15 protein-coding genes and 2 pseudogenes are annotated in these 17,617 nt (G+C 71.0%); 6 read left to right on the top strand and 11 right to left on the bottom strand.

The window, feature by feature from the left end; genetic code table 11:
- The 4 genes and pseudogenes from AWZ10_RS30620 to AWZ10_RS30605 form a co-directional block, all read right to left on the bottom strand.
- Positions 1 to 435: pseudogene (locus AWZ10_RS30620) on the bottom strand (hypothetical protein); the annotation flags it as partial.
- Between the two features lie 121 nt (positions 436 to 556).
- Complete coding sequence (locus AWZ10_RS30615) at positions 557 to 1,330, bottom strand: thioesterase II family protein (protein ID WP_046705038.1); 774 nt, start codon at positions 1,328 to 1,330, stop codon at positions 557 to 559.
- A 139-nt stretch (positions 1,331 to 1,469) separates the two neighbouring features.
- Positions 1,470 to 2,720 (bottom strand): cytochrome P450 family protein, encoded by a 1,251-nt coding sequence (locus tag AWZ10_RS30610; protein WP_046705037.1) that lies wholly within the window; start codon positions 2,718 to 2,720, stop codon positions 1,470 to 1,472.
- 91 nt (positions 2,721 to 2,811) lie between these two features.
- Positions 2,812 to 3,513, bottom strand: a complete 702-nt coding sequence (locus tag AWZ10_RS30605) for a ScbR family autoregulator-binding transcription factor (RefSeq protein ID WP_107084518.1) — start codon at positions 3,511 to 3,513, stop codon at positions 2,812 to 2,814.
- A gap of 297 nt (positions 3,514 to 3,810) precedes the next feature.
- Between AWZ10_RS30605 and AWZ10_RS30600 the strand changes: the two genes are divergently transcribed.
- Positions 3,811 to 5,733, top strand: coding sequence for an acyl-CoA dehydrogenase family protein (locus AWZ10_RS30600; RefSeq protein ID WP_079104495.1), 1,923 nt, complete (start codon positions 3,811 to 3,813; stop codon positions 5,731 to 5,733).
- 71 nt (positions 5,734 to 5,804) lie between these two features.
- Here AWZ10_RS30600 and AWZ10_RS30595 read toward each other — a convergent pair whose 3' ends face one another.
- Entirely contained in the window at positions 5,805 to 6,074 is a 270-nt protein-coding gene (locus AWZ10_RS30595) for a dihydrofolate reductase family protein (protein WP_052769594.1), read from the bottom strand.
- A gap of 69 nt (positions 6,075 to 6,143) precedes the next feature.
- On the bottom strand, positions 6,144 to 6,527 hold the full coding sequence (locus tag AWZ10_RS54060) for an AQJ64_40280 family protein (RefSeq protein ID WP_060892580.1): 384 nt from the start codon (positions 6,525 to 6,527) through the stop codon (positions 6,144 to 6,146).
- A gap of 216 nt (positions 6,528 to 6,743) precedes the next feature.
- On the opposite strand from AWZ10_RS54060, the pseudogene AWZ10_RS54055 reads away from it, so the two are divergent.
- A pseudogene (locus AWZ10_RS54055) lies at positions 6,744 to 6,983 on the top strand (transposase); the annotation flags it as partial.
- Positions 6,984 to 7,562: 579 nt separating this feature from the next.
- Here the strand turns inward: AWZ10_RS54055 and AWZ10_RS30585 are convergent.
- The 4 genes from AWZ10_RS30585 to AWZ10_RS30570 form a co-directional block, all read right to left on the bottom strand.
- On the bottom strand, positions 7,563 to 8,231 hold the full coding sequence (locus AWZ10_RS30585) for an NAD(P)-dependent oxidoreductase (protein ID WP_046705034.1): 669 nt from the start codon (positions 8,229 to 8,231) through the stop codon (positions 7,563 to 7,565).
- Complete coding sequence (locus tag AWZ10_RS30580; protein ID WP_060892578.1) at positions 8,228 to 9,061, bottom strand: NAD(P)H-binding protein; 834 nt, start codon at positions 9,059 to 9,061, stop codon at positions 8,228 to 8,230. Before AWZ10_RS30580 ends, AWZ10_RS30585 begins: the two co-directional genes overlap by 4 nt.
- 140 nt (positions 9,062 to 9,201) lie before the next feature.
- Positions 9,202 to 10,398, bottom strand: coding sequence for an NAD(P)/FAD-dependent oxidoreductase (locus AWZ10_RS30575; RefSeq protein ID WP_060892577.1), 1,197 nt, complete (start codon positions 10,396 to 10,398; stop codon positions 9,202 to 9,204).
- A 75-nt stretch (positions 10,399 to 10,473) separates the two neighbouring features.
- The gene (locus tag AWZ10_RS30570; protein WP_046705031.1) at positions 10,474 to 10,920 is read right to left on the bottom strand and encodes a nuclear transport factor 2 family protein; all 447 of its coding nucleotides are present in this window, start codon (positions 10,918 to 10,920) and stop codon (positions 10,474 to 10,476) included.
- A 167-nt stretch (positions 10,921 to 11,087) separates the two neighbouring features.
- Here AWZ10_RS30570 and AWZ10_RS30565 point away from each other — a divergent pair, with 167 nt between their 5' ends.
- On the top strand, positions 11,088 to 11,981 hold the full coding sequence (locus tag AWZ10_RS30565) for a LysR family transcriptional regulator (RefSeq protein WP_060892576.1): 894 nt from the start codon (positions 11,088 to 11,090) through the stop codon (positions 11,979 to 11,981).
- A 35-nt stretch (positions 11,982 to 12,016) separates the two neighbouring features.
- On the opposite strand, the gene AWZ10_RS30560 is transcribed toward AWZ10_RS30565, so the two are convergent.
- Positions 12,017 to 13,240, bottom strand: a complete 1,224-nt coding sequence (locus AWZ10_RS30560; RefSeq protein WP_060892575.1) for an RNA-guided endonuclease InsQ/TnpB family protein — start codon at positions 13,238 to 13,240, stop codon at positions 12,017 to 12,019.
- A 495-nt stretch (positions 13,241 to 13,735) separates the two neighbouring features.
- Here AWZ10_RS30560 and AWZ10_RS46965 point away from each other — a divergent pair, with 495 nt between their 5' ends.
- The 3 genes from AWZ10_RS46965 to AWZ10_RS30545 all read left to right on the top strand — a co-directional run bounded on the left by AWZ10_RS46965 (position 13,736) and on the right by AWZ10_RS30545 (position 17,552).
- Positions 13,736 to 15,232, top strand: coding sequence for an FAD-binding oxidoreductase (locus AWZ10_RS46965; RefSeq protein ID WP_208618578.1), 1,497 nt, complete (start codon positions 13,736 to 13,738; stop codon positions 15,230 to 15,232).
- Between the two features lie 113 nt (positions 15,233 to 15,345).
- A complete protein-coding gene (locus AWZ10_RS30550) occupies positions 15,346 to 16,584 on the top strand; it encodes an acyl-CoA dehydrogenase family protein (RefSeq protein WP_079076587.1) in 1,239 nt (412 codons plus the stop codon).
- A 296-nt stretch (positions 16,585 to 16,880) separates the two neighbouring features.
- Positions 16,881 to 17,552: a ScbR family autoregulator-binding transcription factor gene (locus tag AWZ10_RS30545; protein ID WP_060892574.1), complete on the top strand. Its 672-nt coding sequence runs from the start codon at positions 16,881 to 16,883 to the stop codon at positions 17,550 to 17,552.
- The last annotated feature ends 65 nt before the right edge of the window (positions 17,553 to 17,617 follow it).

Below are 17,617 nucleotides of genomic sequence, written 5' to 3'. Positions count from 1 at the left end.
CCGGTGGGTGGTGCCGGCGGCCCACACCGGCCCTGCGGCCAGCACCGGGGCGGTGCCCACCGCGGTTCCGAGGGTCACGTCGCGGCGGAAGACGGGCCGCAGCACCCTGGCGAGCAGGTCGGCCCTGGTCAGCCGCCCGCCGTCCGCGACGGGCACGCATTCGGCGCTCAGTCCGAACTGCTCGAGCAGCAGTTCCGTCTGCTCGGGCGGCCGTCCCCGGGCGTCGGCCTCGAACAGGGCGGTCAGGCCGTGCGGGTTGTCGGGGGCGTAGGGGTCGCCGAGGAGCGCTTCGAGCCGCGTGGCACGCCGGTCGGCGTCGGCGGCGGACGGGGTGGCCGGACGGACGGGGCCGCCGGCGACGGCCAGGTCCCCTGCGGTGGCGGCTGCGACGGCCATGGTGACGCGGATCAGCCCCCCTTCGGCTCCTGCGGACACGGCGACGAGCCGCGCGCCGGCCTGCCGGACGCGCGCCTCGGCTGTTGACGACTGTGCCGACGATGACTCGACGACCGCTCGAACGCCGATCGGCCGGGACTCGACGGACTCCGAGCGTTCCTCAAGGGCACGGGCGCAGCGCCCGGTCCCCCAGGTGGCCGGTGACCGTCTCCAGGACGGCTTCCCGGTGGTCGGCGAGGAAGAAGTGCCCTCCGGGATGGACCTCCACGCTGAACGGTCCCGTGGTGTGCCGTGCCCAAGAACGCACCTCGGCGACGGTGACCCGCGGGTCGTCGGCACCGGCGAACGCCGTGACCGGGCAGGCGAGCGGAGACTGCGCCCGGTACTCGTACTGCTCGATGGCGCGGTAGTCGTTGCGCAGGGCGGGCAGCAGCATCCGCCGCATGTCGGGGTCGTCGAGCAGCTCGGATCCAGCGCCGCCCATGGACTGCACCCGGGCGACGAACTCGGCGTCGGGGGTCCGGTGCCACATCTCGCCGCGCCGCTCCACGGAGGGGGCACGGCTGCCGGAGGCGAACAGTTCGACGGGGCCGCGGCCCGCGTCCTCCATCCGGCGTGCCACTTCGAAACCGACGAGGGCGCCCATGCTGTGGCCGAACAGCGCGTAGGGACGGTCGGTGCACGCCATGAGGGCGTCGGCGATCCGGTCGGCGAGGGTGCCGATGTCCGGGACGAGCGGGTGGCTGTGCCGCTCGTGCCGGCCCGGGTACTGCACGGACAGGACCTCCACGCGCGGGGCGAGAGCCTGGGCCACGGGGACGTAGAAGCTGGCTGCCCCGCCCGCGTGCGGCAGACAGACCAGACGGACGGAGGCGTCCGGGGACGGGCGATAGACGGTGAAGTAGGGGCTGCGTGTACCGGGGCTTGCCGCCATGTCTTTCTCCCCCATTGCTGGTTCGGGTCAGCCCGTATCCAGTCATGCGGCGGTCTCGCGGCGCCGGAGCATCCGTGGAGGGCGGCTCGAACGGCCGTCGGCCGCCCTACCCCGCCCTCCGTTAAACCGGACAGCTGGTTTACTTGTGAGGGTCACTCCCCACCGGGCGGCCCAGCAGCACGGGCAGCGAGCTGTATCCGTTGACGATGAAGGACGGCACGGGATCGATCTCGTCCGCCGGTACGGCGAGCTCCATCTGCGGAAAACGCTCGAAGAGCCCGGCCAGAGCGCTGACGGTTTCCAGCCTGGCCAGCGGGGCCCCCATGCAGAAGTGGACGCCGTGCCCGAAGCCGATGTGGTCACGGCGCCCGGGCCGCATCAGGTCGAAGCGGGTGGCGTCCGGCCCGTGCTGTCCGGAATCGGTGCCGGCGGCGGCGAAGGAGACGATGATCGGATCCCCCTTGCCGATCAGCACTCCGTCCAGGTCGATGTCGTCCACCGCGAAACGCATGGGCGAGTAGGCCGCCGGGTTACGGCTGCGCAGGGTCTCGGCGATGACGTCGCCCCAGTCGGCGCGCCCGGCCCGCACGTGGTCCAGCTGCCCGGGGTCGGCCAGCAGCGCGCCCACGGCGTTGCCGATCAGCGTGCAGGTCGTCTCCTGACCGGCCGCGATCATCAGGTAGAGAGTGCCGAGCAGTTCCTCCTCGCTGAGTGCACCGTCCTCGTCGCGGGCGGCGATCAGGGCGGACGTCAGGTCGTCGCCGCGCTGGTCCTGCTTGTGCCGGACCAGCACGCCCAGCATCCCGAAGACCTCCAGCTGCGCCGCGGCCATCTCCGCCGCGGCCGCCGACGTGCTGAACACCATCTCCAGCGCGGTGCACAGCGGCTGCCTGAGGTCCTCCGCGACGCCGAAGAGCTCACATATGACCCGCAGGGGCAGCAGCTTGGCGTACTGGGCACGCAGGTCGACAGGCTGTCCGGCCGGCAGCAGCGCCAGATCGTCGAGGAGCTCGGCGGTGATCGCCTCGACGCGGGGCCGCAGGGCCTCCGTGCGCCGCACCGTGAACGCGCTGGCGATCAGCCGGCGCAGCCGGGTGTGCTTCTCGCCGTAGGCGAAGAGCATGTTCTCGTTGGCCACCCACGGATACAGCGGCCACTCGTCGGAGATGCGCCCCTCGACGAACGCCGGCCAGTGCTGCCGGGCGTCCTTGGACACCCTGGGATCCGTGAGCAACTGCTTGATGTACCGCTGCCGGGTGATCGCCCAGGCCCGCACCCCCCCGGGCAGCTCGACCTCGACGGCGGGGCCGGTGCGTTGCAGCATCGCGGCCTCGCCGGGCAGGTCGCGCCCGAGGACGTCGAGCGCATATGGGCAGGCAGTCGCTTCCATCTGTGATTCCCCCTCATAGCTGGCTGCTTCGTGCCCGTCGGGCACACCGATCACACAGCAGGAACGCGTCGTACCCGGCCCCCCGGACGCATCACCGCGCGGCGTCCTGAGCGGCCTTCGGTTCCGCGTCGGCCTGACGGAGTTTCATGGCCTCTTCGTAGATCCGCAGGCCCCGGCCGGACCCGAAGTCCAGGCGGGAGAGCACCGCGGGCACCGCGGCGGCCCCCATCAGGTTCCGGTAGAGGTCGGTCACCCGCTCCGGCATGTCCTCGCGGTCGGTCATGATGTTGGACAGCACCTGCACCCCGGTGAACGCCCCGACCGCGAGCTTCGCGAGGCTCAGCGTGTCGACGTGCGGCAACAGCTCGCCGTTCGTCTTCGCCTCGTTCAGCAGGGCATGGGTGTGCTCGACCCACGCCCACATCGGAATCCGCGCGTCGAGCCCTCCCTGGGCCGCCCCCTGGTCGATGGTCAGCCGCACGCTGCCGCGGACAATGGGGTCGCCGGTCTCCCGCCTGAGCAGATAGGCCAGCAACAGGGCCTCGTCCAAGGACTCCTGCAGCTTGAGCTCCTGCTTGGGGACCGGCGGGAGAGCGTCGACCTGTACGGCCAGCACCCCCTGGGCCAGTTCCTCCTTGGAACCGAAGTGAAAGTACAGAGCACCCCTCGTCAGCCCGGAGCGCCTCAGGATCTCGTTGATGGTCGCGGCCTCGTATCCGACCTCGTCGAACACTTCGGCCGCGGCCACGAGGATTGCCCTTCGTGTCCGGATCGCCCGTTCCTGCAGCGCCACCGCTCTTCCTCCCATCAGAAAATACCAGTCGGTATTATTCCGCATGCAGACTGACCTCACCACTCCCGACCACGTCGATGGCGACGGGAAGAGCCTGGTGAACCGCGAAGATTCCTGTGTCTGCACGGTCGGTGGCGCAAGCGAGCCCTCACTTTAAAACCGATCAATCGGTTTTTCAAGACTTCCCAAAGTGTGTGGGGGAAGGGAAAGATGTGCCTCGCCGATGACCAACGGCAGGGAAGCGGGGGCTCCCCCCGGCTTCCATCAGTCGCGCACCACGCTTTCACGGGGGCTTTCATGACAGCTGCGCTTCTTCCTGGCCACCTTCCCTCCGGGACCGTCGTGTTCCCGTCCGCCGAGGACTCCTGCCGCAGCGAGCGGACCGCCCGGACACCGCAGCAGCCGCACAGAGTCCTCAGCGGGGAACTCGCCCGGCTCCTCTTCGACGAGGACAGCCGGACGTCCGTCCACGCCCCCTGGCGCGGCCTGCTCACCGACGAAAGGTTTCACCACCGGCCGGGCCTGACGCCCGAGCAACGGGTCGCGCTCTCCTACGACCGGCTCCGCCAGGTCAACGAGGTGATCGACTTCCCCGAGCAACTGGCCCGCGATCCCGAGCGGCTCGCCGCGCTGCACGAGTGGACCGGCGTCGTCGACGGGGGCCTGTGCACGCTGGCGAGCATCCACTACAACCTGTTCCTCGGCAGCCTCCTCGACCACGAGAACGCCGGCCGGGACCTGTCCGATTTCACCTCCATGCGCCGCACGGGCACCTTCCTGTGCACGGAACTGGATCACGGCAACGACGCACCGGCCCTGCAGACCACAGCCGAACTCGACCGGGAAACAGGCGAGTTCGTCCTGAACACGCCCACGGCCGGAGCCCAGAAGTTCATGCCGAACACCAGCCTCACCGGCGGCCCCAAGACCGCCGTCGTGGCCGCACGGCTGCTGATCGACGGCGAGGACCAGGGGGTCTACCTCTTCCTCACACCGCTGAGCGATGACAACGGCCACCTGCCCGGGGTACGCGTACGACGGCTGCCCAACCGGACCGGCACCCCGGTCGACCACTGCCTCACGGCGTTCGACCACGTCCGGCTCCCCCGCGAGGCCCTGCTCCAGGCCGACCACGGCCGCCTCGACGCCCACGGCACCTTCACCAGCACCATGGGCAGCCCGCGCAAGCGGTTCCTGCAGTCCATCGACCGCGTCACCACCGGCAAGCTCTGCATGAGCGCCGGAACCCTCGGCATGGCCCGCGCTTCCCTGGTCATCGCGGTCCGACACGCCCACTCACGTCAGGTCAGCGGACCCAGACGAGGGCTGCGCGTGCCGCTGATGGCACACCGCAGTCACCACGGCCGGCTCCTGCACTCCCTGACACTGGCCTACGCCATGACCTTCCTGCACCGGTCCGTACTGACCCGCTGGGTCGGGCACTCCCCCGAGGACCGCGAAGACACCGCCCGCCTGGTGGCCGTCGCCAAGGGCTGGATCACCTGGCAGGCCCGCGCCATCACCACCGAGTCCCGTGAGCGGTGCGGCGCCCAGGGCTTCTTCCCCGTCAACGGCATATCCGACCTGCCGTCGAACGTGGAGGGCGGCATCACCGCCGAGGGCGACAACCTGGTGATCTGGCTGAAGGCGGCCTCCGAGATGCTCTTCGACCGCCAGGACGACGACCGGCCCGCGGCCGGGGGTACGCCGGGCGACAGACCGCTGACCGACCTGTCGTTCCTGCGCGAGCTGCTGGCCGAGGTCGTCACCGGCTGGCAGAGCCGGGCACGCGACGCCCTGCGTCAAGGCCCCAAGGGCGACCCGCTCGGCCGCTGGAACGAGGCGTCGGCACCCGCGCTGGAGATGGTCTCGGCGTACGCCTGCCTGCAGGCGGCTGACGCCTTCACGGCCGCCGCGGCCCGGGCAGAGGACCCCGAAGCCCGCCGGATACTGGAGGAGCTATGCCGCCTCTTCCTGCTCCAGCAGCTCAGTGCGCACAGTGGACTCCTGCTCGCCGACAACCACATGACAGCCGAGCATGTCCGCTCGCTCTGGTCCACGGTCAACGGCCTTGTCGCTCGCCTGGCCCCACACACCATGGCACTTGCCGATGCCTTCGACCTGCCGGCGGAGTTCCTTGCCACTGTACCGATCGCCGGCGGGGGGCGGATCAGCCACGAGCACTGCGAACAGCCCGGCGGAGGAGCAGGCCGCTCCTGACAGCCCTCCACGCGGTCCGTGTCCGGCGCACCGCCCGGGCACGGACCGCCCCGGTCAGGGGCTGACGTTCCTCATGGCCGGCCCTTGGCATAGGTCATGATCGTGACGCCACCGTCGAAGACCTGGCCCGAGACGACCTCGTAACGCTGAGGTGAGCAGCCGGAATCGAACAGCGGGATGCCCGAACCGATCACGACCGGGTTGATTTTGACGATGAGCTCATCGATCTCGTCCCGCAGCACCGCGGCGATCTTCCCGCCGCCGCACAGCCAGATGCCGAGCCCGTCCTCCTTCTTCAGCATCCGGACGAAATCGATCGGGTCTCCCGGGACCACCTCCACCGCGGAGTCCGGGGTGCTGTCCAGGCCGGCGGAAACGACGTACTGCCGCAGGTGCCGGTAGGGAGTGGGTCAGGTAATGGGATGAGGGCCCCACACGTTCTGGAGAGCTGTGTGCGTGTCCTTCCCGAGAACCATGTGCGTCGTCCTGCCTGGCAGGGTGGGCAGCTCCGCCCAGTGAGTCACGGTTTCGGCACTGGTGAGGCCGTAGGGCAAACGGACGATCCCGTCGGAGTCGACGAAGCAGTCCCTGTGCTCTGCCCCGTCCTCACTCCAGTGCAGAGTCGTGAAGTACATCGGCCTCACCAGCCAAAATTCCTCACCCAACGCCGTATCGGACTCAGTGACGCTGTCAGCCGGATACCGACCCGTGATCGCTGCTGCCACCGGTGTACCGCTCCGAGGCAGTCTGTCGCGTGCGTCCACCCACGTCACCACGGTGTTCGGATTCGTCATCTCCACCCTCGCTCAGGCACTCGGCAAGGCGTCGTCCACCCCTATGCCGACCCATCGGCAAGGGCACTGCCCCGACCCCGGCACCAGGCAAGACCGCGAGGCGTTCGCGAAGGTTGCTCGAGACGGAACGGGCACAGCGCCAAACGGGGCCTCCCCTGAGTGGTGGACACGCCGATACTGGATCTGCTTGATCCGGAGGAAGCGAGAAGACCGCCGATGGTGGTGAAGGACTACTCGGACGAGTTCAAGGCCGATGCCGTGGCCCTGTACGAGTCCACACCCGGGGCGCCCTACAAGAGCACCGCCGCCGACCTGGGCGTCAACCGGGCGACCCTGCGTGAGGGGGTGCCGCGGGACCGCGAACGGCGTGGCGTCACCGCTGCGGCTGCGAAGCCGGGCGGCCCGCCTCGGGAGGCGGTGCCGTCCGCTGATCCGGACGAGCGGGTGCGGCAGTTGCAGGCCCGGGTGGCCGAGTTCGAGGCGAGTGAACGCAAGCTCGCCACCGAGCGGGACATCCTCCGCAAGGGCGGCCAAGTATTTCGCCGGAGAGACGAACTGGTGAGGAGCCGCTTCCAGTTCGTTGACGACCACCGGGACACCTACGAGGTGGAGCGGCTCTGTCAGGTCCTGGACGTGAACCGGTCCAGCTACTGCAAGTGGCTCGCCGGCGCCGAGGCCCGGGCCGCCCGGCAGCACAAGGACCGGATCCCGGCCGAGGAGATCCGCGAGGTCCACGGCGAGTCCGAAGGACCGGGCACCCTTGCCCGGCAAGATCGGTGGACGGTGCTGTCGAAGCCGCGCGGCGAGAGTGCCGGGGCAAGGGCTGAGGTGAGGGATCCGGCGAACAGCCCCGCGTATTCGGGGCTGACGAAACGGGGTGCGCTTCGTCGTGATCACGTTCTTTGTGAGGGTGACCCGGGCGGCGAAGGGGCGGGCGGGACGGCCGGGGCGTCTTCCTGGTCTTGTTGGTTGCCGTCGCGGGTCGTCGCTCGTTCTCTCACCTGCGGCCCGGGTCGTGTGGGTGGCTGGTACTGGTCAGTTCGCGATTCCTACGACCTGCTCGATGGTGTCCGGCTGGTTCACCATGGCGAGCATGTGGTGGGCGACGTCGGCGCGTGGCACGGAGAATCCGCCCCGGATGTTGCGGTTCCACGCTGTCCGGTACGTGCCGGTCAGCGGCTTGTCGGTGAGCTTGGGCGGGCGTGAGACCGTCCATTGCAGTCCGCTGTCGCGCAGGGTCTGCTCGGTGACGGCGAGGTCGGCGTAGTGCCGGCCGAACATTGCCCGGGTCAACGGGCCGCCCAGGTAGCGCATGAAGAAGCCATCGCCGGGATCGTGCCTGGGTGGCGTCGGCCGGCCCGGCACCGGCACCGGCCCGACGGGTGCGGCGCTGACGATGATGATCCGCCGGACGTGCTCGGCATGCATCGCCGCGACGATCGCGCGGGTGCCACGCGAGGTGATGCCCGCGTCCGCGCGCGGGTTTCGCGGGCCGAGCGCGGACAGTACGGCGTCGGCGCCGCGTACCGCCGCGGCGAGCGTCCGCGGGTCGGGTCGGGTGAGGTCGACGGCGACCGTCCGGACGCCGCCCGGCAGTTCACGTGGGCGGCGGGCCACGGCGGTGACGTCATGCCCGCCGGCTACCGCCTGTTCGACCAGGTGCCGTCCGATACCGCCGGTGGCGGCCACGATCGTGAGTTTCATCGGGGTCCTCCTGCGGTGAAGGCGGCACGGTGGTCTCGCGCCCAGGTGGCGTACGTGCGTGCCGGGCGGCCCAGCAGCCGCCGCACGGTGTCGGTGGTGGGCCCGGCTTCGCGGGCGTAGTCGGCCAGCGAGCCGAGCAGCCGGTCGGGTACCTCCTCGGGCAGGCCGGCGGCGAGCATGCCGCGGCGGATCTCGTCCGGTGCGGCCTCGACGAAGGACAGTGTCCGCTCGAGCGCCGCGCCGAGCGCGGCGACCTTCTCCGGCTGGCTCAGCGGCTGCTCTCCGGTGAGCAGGTACGTCTGACCGCGGTGCTGCGGGTGGGTCAGGGCGAGGGCGGCCACCGCGGCGATGTCACGCTCGTCGACGGTCGAGGTCCTCGCGTGCGGGTATGCCCCCCGCACGGTCCCGGTCGCCTGGATCTGCCCGGCCCAGGCCAGGGTGTTGGCGGCGAAATCGGCGCAGCGCAGGATCGTCCAGTCCAGGCCGCTGCCCTTGGCGATTTCCTCGGCCGCGTGGAACTGGCGGCGGAAGCGTGCGTGCCCGGCCGGGTACTGCACGGTGACGGAGGACAGCACGACCACCCTTGCCGCGCCCGTCTCGCGGGCGCGGGCCAACAGGTCGGCAGCGGTGGATCCGGTGGCGCGCGGGCTGAGCAGGATGGCCTCCACGCCGTCGATGGTGGGAACCTTCGCGGGGTGGAGGAGCTGTGTGCCCGCGGGGAATCCGGCGTGCGGGTCGCGGGTGACAGCGGCGACTTCCGCTCCCCCTTCGGCCAGGAGGCGGACGGTTTCCCGGCCGACGACGCCGGTGGCCCCGGTGATCAGGATCATGACTGAACCCCCAGTGGGTGTGTCGATAATCGATCTTGCGCGGTGGATGATCGCGGTTCGTGTCGCGGGAGGACGTCACGGCCGGGGCCGTGCGCCGGGACCATCGGCATGCGGCACCGCGTCGGCTGCCGGTGCGTGGTTCAGGCGGACCGTTCGGCGGTGGCCGCCGTCTCGCGGCGCTGGGCCCGCAGCAGTGGGCGGCCCTGTGCCCCTTTGGCCCAGGTGTGTGAGCCGGGCTTGCGTGCCTCGTTCACCAGCTGCTTGATGGTGAGCCTGCACACGAGTTCCTTCACCTTCGCGCCTGTTCGGCCGCCGACGTGGAGCCGCTTGGCGGTGTCGTCCTTGTGGGCGAACTGGAAGATGCCCGCGCGGCGCCCCAGGCTGATGCACTGGCCGGCGAACCCCAGGTCGATCGGTGCGGGCCGCTTGCTCGCGATGCGGCTGAGCACCGTGTCGGCGGCGTGTGCGCCCAGCGGGCCGGCGGCCTGGCAGCTCATCCGGAACGGCATGTCCGACGGTGCCGCCGAGTCCCCGGCGGCGACGATCCGTTCGTCGTCGATGCTCGTCAGGGTCTCGTCGGTGAGCAGACGGCCCAGGGTGTCGGTGCTGAGCCCGCTGCGGGCGGCCAGGTCCGGCACGCCGAACCCGGCGGTCCAGATGGTGACCTCGCTCGACAGCTCACGTCCGTCGCCGAGGCGCACGGTGTCGCCGGTCACCTCCGTGACCTTCGTGCCGGGGCCCTGCAGCACGCTCACACCGAGGCCGGCCAGCCGCTCGGCGGCCGAGCGGCGGCCGTTCGGGTGCAGGTAGGGCCCGAGCGGCCCGCCGCAGGCCAGGGTGACGGTGCGGCCCGTCTCCGCCAGTTCGGCGGCGGTCTCGATGCCGGTCGGACCGGCTCCGACCACCGTCACGGGGGCCGTGGCGGGAGCGGCGTCGAGGACCGTCCGCAGGCGCTGCGCCTCCTCGAGCGTGGCGATCGGGTGGGCGAACTCGGCAGCTCCGGGCACGCCCGGGTCGGCGCTGCCGCTGCCCACCGCGTAGATCAGGTAGTCGTAGCCGGCCGTGTCGCCGCTCGCCAGCTCCACCCGGCGCCCCGGCGCGTCGATCCGGGTCACGGTGTCGACCACCAGCCGGATGCGCTCGCCCAGGACCTTCCGGTAGTCGCTGACGGCCTTGTGCGTTCCGCCCGCCAGCTGGTGCAGTCGGATCCGCTCAACGAAGTCCGGGCGGGAGTTGATCAGCGTCACGGTCACGTCGTCGCGCTGCGTCAGCCGGTTGGCCGCCATGACCCCGGCGTAACCGCCGCCGATCACGACGACTTCGGTGTTCTCAGCCATGGTTTCTTTCCTCCGTTTTCAGGGATTGGCATGCACGACGTCGGCCTGGCGCGCCGTGGCGGCGTGCGGGACGGATCAGCCGAGGCGCTCCGGCGCCGAGCCGCGGAGCGGGGTGGGGTCGAGGTAGCGGACCTCGTAGATGCGTTCGCTGAACTTCCAGCCGTCGGTGGTCCGCTCGTAACGGTCGTGGTACACGGCGTAGTTCAGGTGCGAGCTGCCGTCGCGCATCCGTCCGAACTCCTGGATGTGCGCCCGGCCGGCCGCGGTGTCGCCGTCCAGCCGGATGACGCCCGGGTGGGCGTTCTGCACGAAGAACTCCCAGAGCGACTGGCCCCACTCGATCCCCGCGCGGATCTCCTCGCGGCCGACGAACTCCGTGTCGATGTGCGGCCAGCGCATGGCGCCCTCGGGCGTGAACAGCGAGACGGCGCGGTCGAAGTCACGCATCATCACCGCGTCCGTGAGCTCGGCCCGCAGCGCCTCTATCTCGACGCGATCGGCGATGGCCCGCATGTCGCCCATCGGTTTCCCTCCCCGTCCGTGTGTGCGTCAGGCGTGTGCCGCCTGTCCGGTGGTGATGGATCCAGCATCGGTGCGGGTGGGACAGCGGAACAATGTAAGGTTCCTTGAGCTATTCATAACGTGCTGGTTATGTATGGGTGGGGGTTATGTATGGGTGGGGGTTGTTCATGGAGCTGCGTGACATCGAGATCTTCCTGACCCTGGCCGAGGAGCTGCACTTCGGCCGCACCGCGGAGCGGCTTCATGTCTCCCAGGCCCGCGTCAGTCAGGCCATCGCCAAGCAGGAACGGCGCCTCGGCGTCGTCCTGTTCGAGCGCACCAGCCGGCGCGTCGCCCTGACCCCGGTCGGCCGGCGTCTGCGCGAGGACCTCCAGCACGCAGTCGACCTTCTCCGGGAGGGGCTCGCCCGCGCCGAGGCGGCCGGCGCGGGGGCGAGGGGGCAGACGCTGCGCCTGGGTGTGTTCGGCCATGCCGGCCACGAACTGCGCCCCCTCATCGAGGCCTTCCGCTCCCTCCACCCCGGCAGCGATGTCCAGTTCGGCGAGATCAACGGCAGCGACCCGTTCACCGCGCTGCGCACCGGAGAGCACGACGCGCACGTGCTGTGGCTCCCGGTGGCCGAACCGGACCTCACGGTCGGCCCGACCGTGCTGACCGGAGGCCGCGTGCTCGCCGTGGCGGCAGACCATCCGCTGGCCGAGCGCGGGACCGCGTCGCTGGAGGACCTCGGCGACAACCATGTCGTCGACTTCGGCCCCGAGGCCCCCGAGTACTGGATCGCGGCCATGGTCCCCACACGTACGCCGCTCGGCCGCCGTATCCCGCGCGGGCCCGCCGCGCGGACTTTCCACGAGGTTCTCTCCCTGGTCGCCTCCGGACAGTGTGTCCACCCGCTGGGCGAGATCGCCGCCCGCTACAACCGTCCCCCCGGCATCGTCTTCCTCCCCGTTCGCGACGCCCCCACCATGCACTGGGCCCTCACGTGGCGATCCGGCGCCGACGGCCCCGCCCTGCGCGCACTGGCCGAGACCGCCGCCGACCTCGGTCCCCTCTCCATTTGAATCCTCCCCTCCCTGAAGGGAAGGGGATTCCTGGCTCAGGCCGCCTCCTGGAGCAGCGCTCCAGGAGGTCTTCCGCCATCGGCGCCAGCCGGGTTGAGACCTGCCCGGACGAGCATGACGCGGGCGGAGTTCTTGTCCCGTGGGGACACGGCTCCGCACGCGGTGCAGGTGCAGGTGTAGGTGCGCTCACCCAGCGGCAGACGATGCTTGGCTCTCGCATCGCAGTGCGCGCAGTCCATGGTGGTGTGCGCGGGGTGGACGAGGCGGATGTCCCGCCCGTGCTTGCCGCCCATCTCGATCAGAGCGGCCTTGGTGGCGCCGATGGCGGCGTCGGCGGCCTTGCAAGCCATGGTCCTGGCCAGGAACTTCGGGCGGAAGTCCTCGACGGCGATGGCGTCGTGGTCGCGGACCACCTTCCTGGCCCACTTGCGACCGGTGTCCGCACGCTGCCTGGCGACCTTCTTGTGCGCCTTCGCCCGCAGTTTCTCCGCCTCGCGGTAGCCCTTCGACCCGGGCCTGCCCTTCTCCGGCCTGCGGCGGGCCACCATCCGGTCGTACCGGGTCAGCTCGGCCTTGGCCTTCCTGCCGTGTTCGGCGTGGGGGAGGTCGTGCGCGTCGGAGGTGGTGGTCGCGGTCTCCTTCACGCCCCAGTCGACGCCGAGTGCGCGGCCGGTCTGAGGCAGGGGCTGGATCTGGGCGGGGACGACGAACGAGGCATACCAGTGCCCGAGGCTGTCCTGGTACACGCGCGCCGAGGACGGCTCCGCCGGCAGTTCCCGCGACCACACCACCGTCAGGACGATGCCGCCCGCCAGGTGCAGACGGCCGTCCTTCAGCCGGAACCCGCGCTTGGTGTAGTTGAGGGTCGCCAGCGCCTCGCGCTTCTTCTTGTACGTGGGCATCCCGGCCCGGCGCGTCATGGGCAGGCGCGCTTCGATGTCCTTGTGTGCCTTGGCGCGGGAGCGGCCGAAGTCGCGGATGGTCTGCTGCTGGACAACCGAGGAGCCCTCACGCAGCCACGGCGTACGGGCGCGGGCCTCGGTCAGCATCCGGTCGAGCTGAGCCGGACCGCACGTGGCCTTCTCGCCGGTGGCCTTGTTGCGCAGGTGCACGGCCCTGGACTTGGCGACGCACTCGTTCCACACCCAGCGGCATCGGCCCCACTCCGCCGCCAGCGCGGTACGGGCGGCGCACGACACGCGCAGCCGGTACGTGTAACGGGCCTGCCCGGCCTCCACAGCCGCCGTCGTCTGCGTCATCTCGCCCCCTCACGGCCCCCGGCCGGGACACCGTGCCGTCCCGAACCCCGCGAAGGACCATACGTACGACAGCCGCACAAACGCCCCCCGATCCCCCAGCCACCACCCCGACCAGCGACCACAGGCACACGCGTGCGCATCCACCTCGACGATGCCGACAGCGGCACGGGCGCTCCGCGCCCCGAACCGGATACGGCGACGCTCCGCGTCGCGACACCCGGATGCGATCCCTCCCCGGCGTGCACGCCGGGGCCTCCTCGCAAGAAACAGGTGAACCAGAACCGGGATTCAACCGCCGCCGGCGCCGCCGGCCGCCCGGACGGCGCGGTCCCGAACGCGTGCGCGAAATGGTCAGAGCCCGTGCGCGATCGGCGGGGAGCCGTGGTGGGGCGGTTTCTAGCGTGGCGGTAGGTGCCTGTCGTGTCTGCGGAGCCGCCGTGGACCTCACCGCTTCATCCGCGAAGGAACCGAGGTGCGTCCGTGACCGTTCGTTCCGTGACCGACCTTCAGCACGAGGTGTCCGCCGGTGCGGGCGTCGAGGCCGTGCTGGACAGGGCCGCACGAGTCGTGGGCGCCGACCGGGTCACGCGCCCCCGGGGCGTCAGCGGCGCGGAGCCGGACTCCGTGCTGGGGCCGAACGCCGGGCTGTACCGGGCGCGGGACGTCTGCGGTGTGGTGCGTCCGCGTACGGCCGAGGAGGTGCGGCGGGTCGTCGAACTGTTCGCGGACGGCGGGGCCCGCACCCCTCTGCACGCCTTCAGCACCGGAGGCAACTGGGGACTGGGCTCGCGTGAGCCCGCCGGGGACGGTGCGGTCGTGCTCGACCTGTCCGGCCTCGACCGGATCCGCGACATCGACGTGGCCGGGGGCTGGGCCGTCGTGGAGCCCGGGGTGAGCCAGGCCCGGCTCGCCGAACTCCTGCACGGCACCGAACGCATGGTGAACGTGACCGCCTCCTCCGCGCACACCAGCATCGTCGGCAATGCCCTGGACCGTGGTGTGGGCCTGCGCCACCAGCGCACGGAGGATCTGACGGGCGTCGAGGCCGTCCTGCCCAGCGGTGAGCTGATCCGGGTCGGCTGGTGGCCCGAACCCGGCCGCGCGACCCCGGTCTACGCCCACGGCCTCGGCCCCTCGCTGGTGCAGCTGTTCGTCCAGTCCGGTCTCGGCGTGGTCACCGCGGCCACGGTGCGGCTGCTGCCGAGGCCCGAGGCGCTGCGGGTGGTCCGGCTCAGCTTCAGCCCCGACAAGGTGCGCTCCGCGACCGCCGAGGTGCGCCGCTGGGTGAGCCAGGGCCTGACCCGCGGCGTGGTGAAGATGTACAACGAGACCGCGGCCAGGGCCTACGCCGGCCCGGCCGGACAGTACCTGGTGCATGTGTGCGTCGACGGGACCCCGGAGGCGGTGGACGCGCTGACCAGAGTCATCGTCACCGAGGCCGTCCGGTCCGCCCTGTTCAGCGCGGTGTCGGACACCGACGCCTCCGACCCGGCCGCCGCGGGCCATGACGGCGCCGTACGGGTGGAGCGGGCCTACGCCGGTGACCCCGACCCGACGGACACCCTCTTCGAGGCCAAGACCGGCCGGCCCGCCGGCCGGCTCGACGAGGAGGGCGGCTTCCTGCTCTTCCTGCCGCTGGTCCCCTTCACCGGCCCGGCACTGGAACGGGCGCACGAGCTGGTCGAGCAGGTGGGCAGGGAGAGCGGGATCCGCTGCGGCGCCACGCTCAACGCCCTCAACGCGGATGTCGTCGACTGTGTCGTGACGATGAGGTTCGCCCGTGACACCGAGCAGGCCGCACGCGCCCACCGGGCTCTGGACCGGCTCTATGACCTCTTCACGGCCGAAGGGTTCCTCCCCTACCGCCTCGACATCGAGCACGGCGACTGGGCCGGCCGGCTCACCCCGGGCGTGGGGGCGCGGGCGTTCGCCCGGCGGCTGAAGGACGCCGTCGACCCCCACCGTGTCATCGCCGCCGGGCGTTACGCGTGACGAACACCGCGCACCGCCCGCACCGTCCGGGCCGCCCGTCGTACGGGCCGCACCGGACCACATGGGACACACCCGAACCGCACGAGACCCGACGGACGCTGGGAGAGCCGCGCATGAGCCTGATGGACCTGCTGGACTCCGCCTGCGCAACGCAGGAGGCCCCTGTCACCGCGGAGGACGTCCTGGCCCGGGCACGGGCCCTCGCGCCGAGGCTGCGGGAGCGCTCCGAGGAGATGGAGAACATCCGGCGGCTGCCGCCCGATGTCGTCGAACTGCTGCGCGGGACCGGGGTCTTCCGCATGGCCGTGCCCAGGGCGTGGGGCGGTCCCGGACTCGATGCCGTCGAGCAGACGGAGGTCATCGAGGCCCTCGCCACGGGTGACGCCTCCGCCGCGTGGTGCGCCATGATCGGTATGGACACCCCGATCTACGCGGGCTTCCTCGGCGAGGACGTCGCGCGCCGACTGCTGGCCGACCCTGATGCCGCCACCGCCGGTGCGATCATGCCGATGGGCCGTGCCGAGCGGGTGCCGGGCGGCTACCGGGTCACCGGGCAGTGGCATTTCGGCAGCGGCATCACCCACAGCACCTGGGTCGTCGGCGGTGTTCTGGTCACCCGGAACGGTGAACTGGAGCCCGGCCCGCCCGGCGCGCCGGGCAACTGGCGGATCATCGTGGCACCCGTGGAGGACTTCCTGGTCCAGGACACCTGGTACAGCACGGGTCTGGCCGCCTCCGGCAGCAGGGACTACCGCGCGGACGGTCTGTACGTGCCGCAGGAGTACACCTTCAGTTTCGCGGAGCCCCGGATCACCGGCGCGGCGGCCACCGCGGACGCGGTGCTGCGCAACATGCCCGGTGTGCCGCTGGGTGTGGCTCGCGCGGCGATCGACCACATCCGGCAGATGGCCGCCACCAGGATCGACACTGCCACCGGAATGCCGTGGTCGGACACCTACCGCGTCCAGACGGTCGTCGCCCGGGCCGAGATGGACCTGTCGGCCGCGCGGTACGCCGTGTACGGCAGCCTGCGCGAGCAGTGGGAGATCCTGGAGGCCGGTGATGTGCCGACCCGTGACGAGCAAGTGGCCACGGTGCTGGCCCGGTTGAACGCCTTCCGTACCGCCCGTTCGGTGGTGTCCGATCTGTTCGACCTGGCGGCCACCGCGGCTGTCTACCGGCCCTCCGTGCTGGACCGCTGGCTGCGCGACCTCAACACGATGTGCCAGCACGTGATCGCCCAGGAGCAGGTTCTGCAGTCCGCCGGTGCCCTGCTGCTGGGCGGCACCCCGCACAACGCCTACAGCGTGGGCGTCGTCCATGGGGGCACCGGCCGCCGCCGCGAAGGGTGAGCGCCCTGCTGGTGCTGTGCTGCCGCAGCGGGCAGCCGGCCGGCGTGGCGGGGCTCCGCTCCCGGTGTCCTTGGGGTCCTGGCGCAGCCCGTCCGGCGGGGCGGGGCCGGGAGTGTGTACGGCCTGTTCCTGGGCGGGCGGAGGGTGCATGGCCGTAAGCGGGCTCTGGATGATCCCTCTTGCGGCGGATAAGGTACAGGCATGCGGGTTTGTTTTTGCGGTAGTGGGAGCGGGCTCGCCGTACGTCACTGGAAGGCCGTCCCGCCCTGGACGGCCGAGCACAGAGGGGAGGCCGCGTGGCACGGCAGGAGCGGGCGCTCAGGACACGACGAGCAATCTTGGATGCGGCCGGGGAGGTCTTCGCGGAACACGGCTACGCAGGGGCCACGATCCAGGATGTCTACAACCGGTGCGGGGTGACGAAGGGGGCCTTCTACTTCCACTTCACGTCCAAGGTGGAACTCGCCCAGGCCGTGCTGGACGAGCAGGTGAGCGGCCAGATCCAGTATCTGGACGTGCCGCCCCGCGAGCGCACGGTGCAGCTGCAGGAAGCCATGGACATCGGCCTGCTGGTGGCCCACCGGCTGACCTTCGACCGGATGCTGCAGGGCAGCATCCGGCTCGCGGTGGACCAGGTGCACGAGATCAACCGCCGGGTCCCGTACCAGGCGTGGATCGAGGAGCACCTGAGGATCCTCACCGAGGCCGAGCGGCTGGGCGAACTACTGCCGGACGTCGAGGTGAACGACGCCGCGCAGATGATCGTCGGTGCGTTCGGCGGGGTCCAGCTGATGTCGGAGGTGATGAACGACCGCAGTGATCTGGAGGAACGGATCGCGGTGCTCTACAGCGCCGTCGCCCGCTCGATCGCGACGCCTGAGACGCTGGCGCGGCTCGACACCTCCTGCGGCCGCGGCAAGCGGCTGATGGAACGCGTCCTGGAGCTGGAGGCGCAGGCCGCCGGTTGAACGGGTTCCGCCGGGTGAACAGGTTCCGCCGCGGAGGCGCCGGCCGGCGGCGGGCACCCGCGACC

Source organism: Streptomyces europaeiscabiei, from assembly GCF_001550375.1.
GTDB lineage: Bacteria > Actinomycetota > Actinomycetes > Streptomycetales > Streptomycetaceae > Streptomyces > Streptomyces europaeiscabiei.
This window is presented reverse-complemented; position numbering and strand designations above follow the sequence as displayed.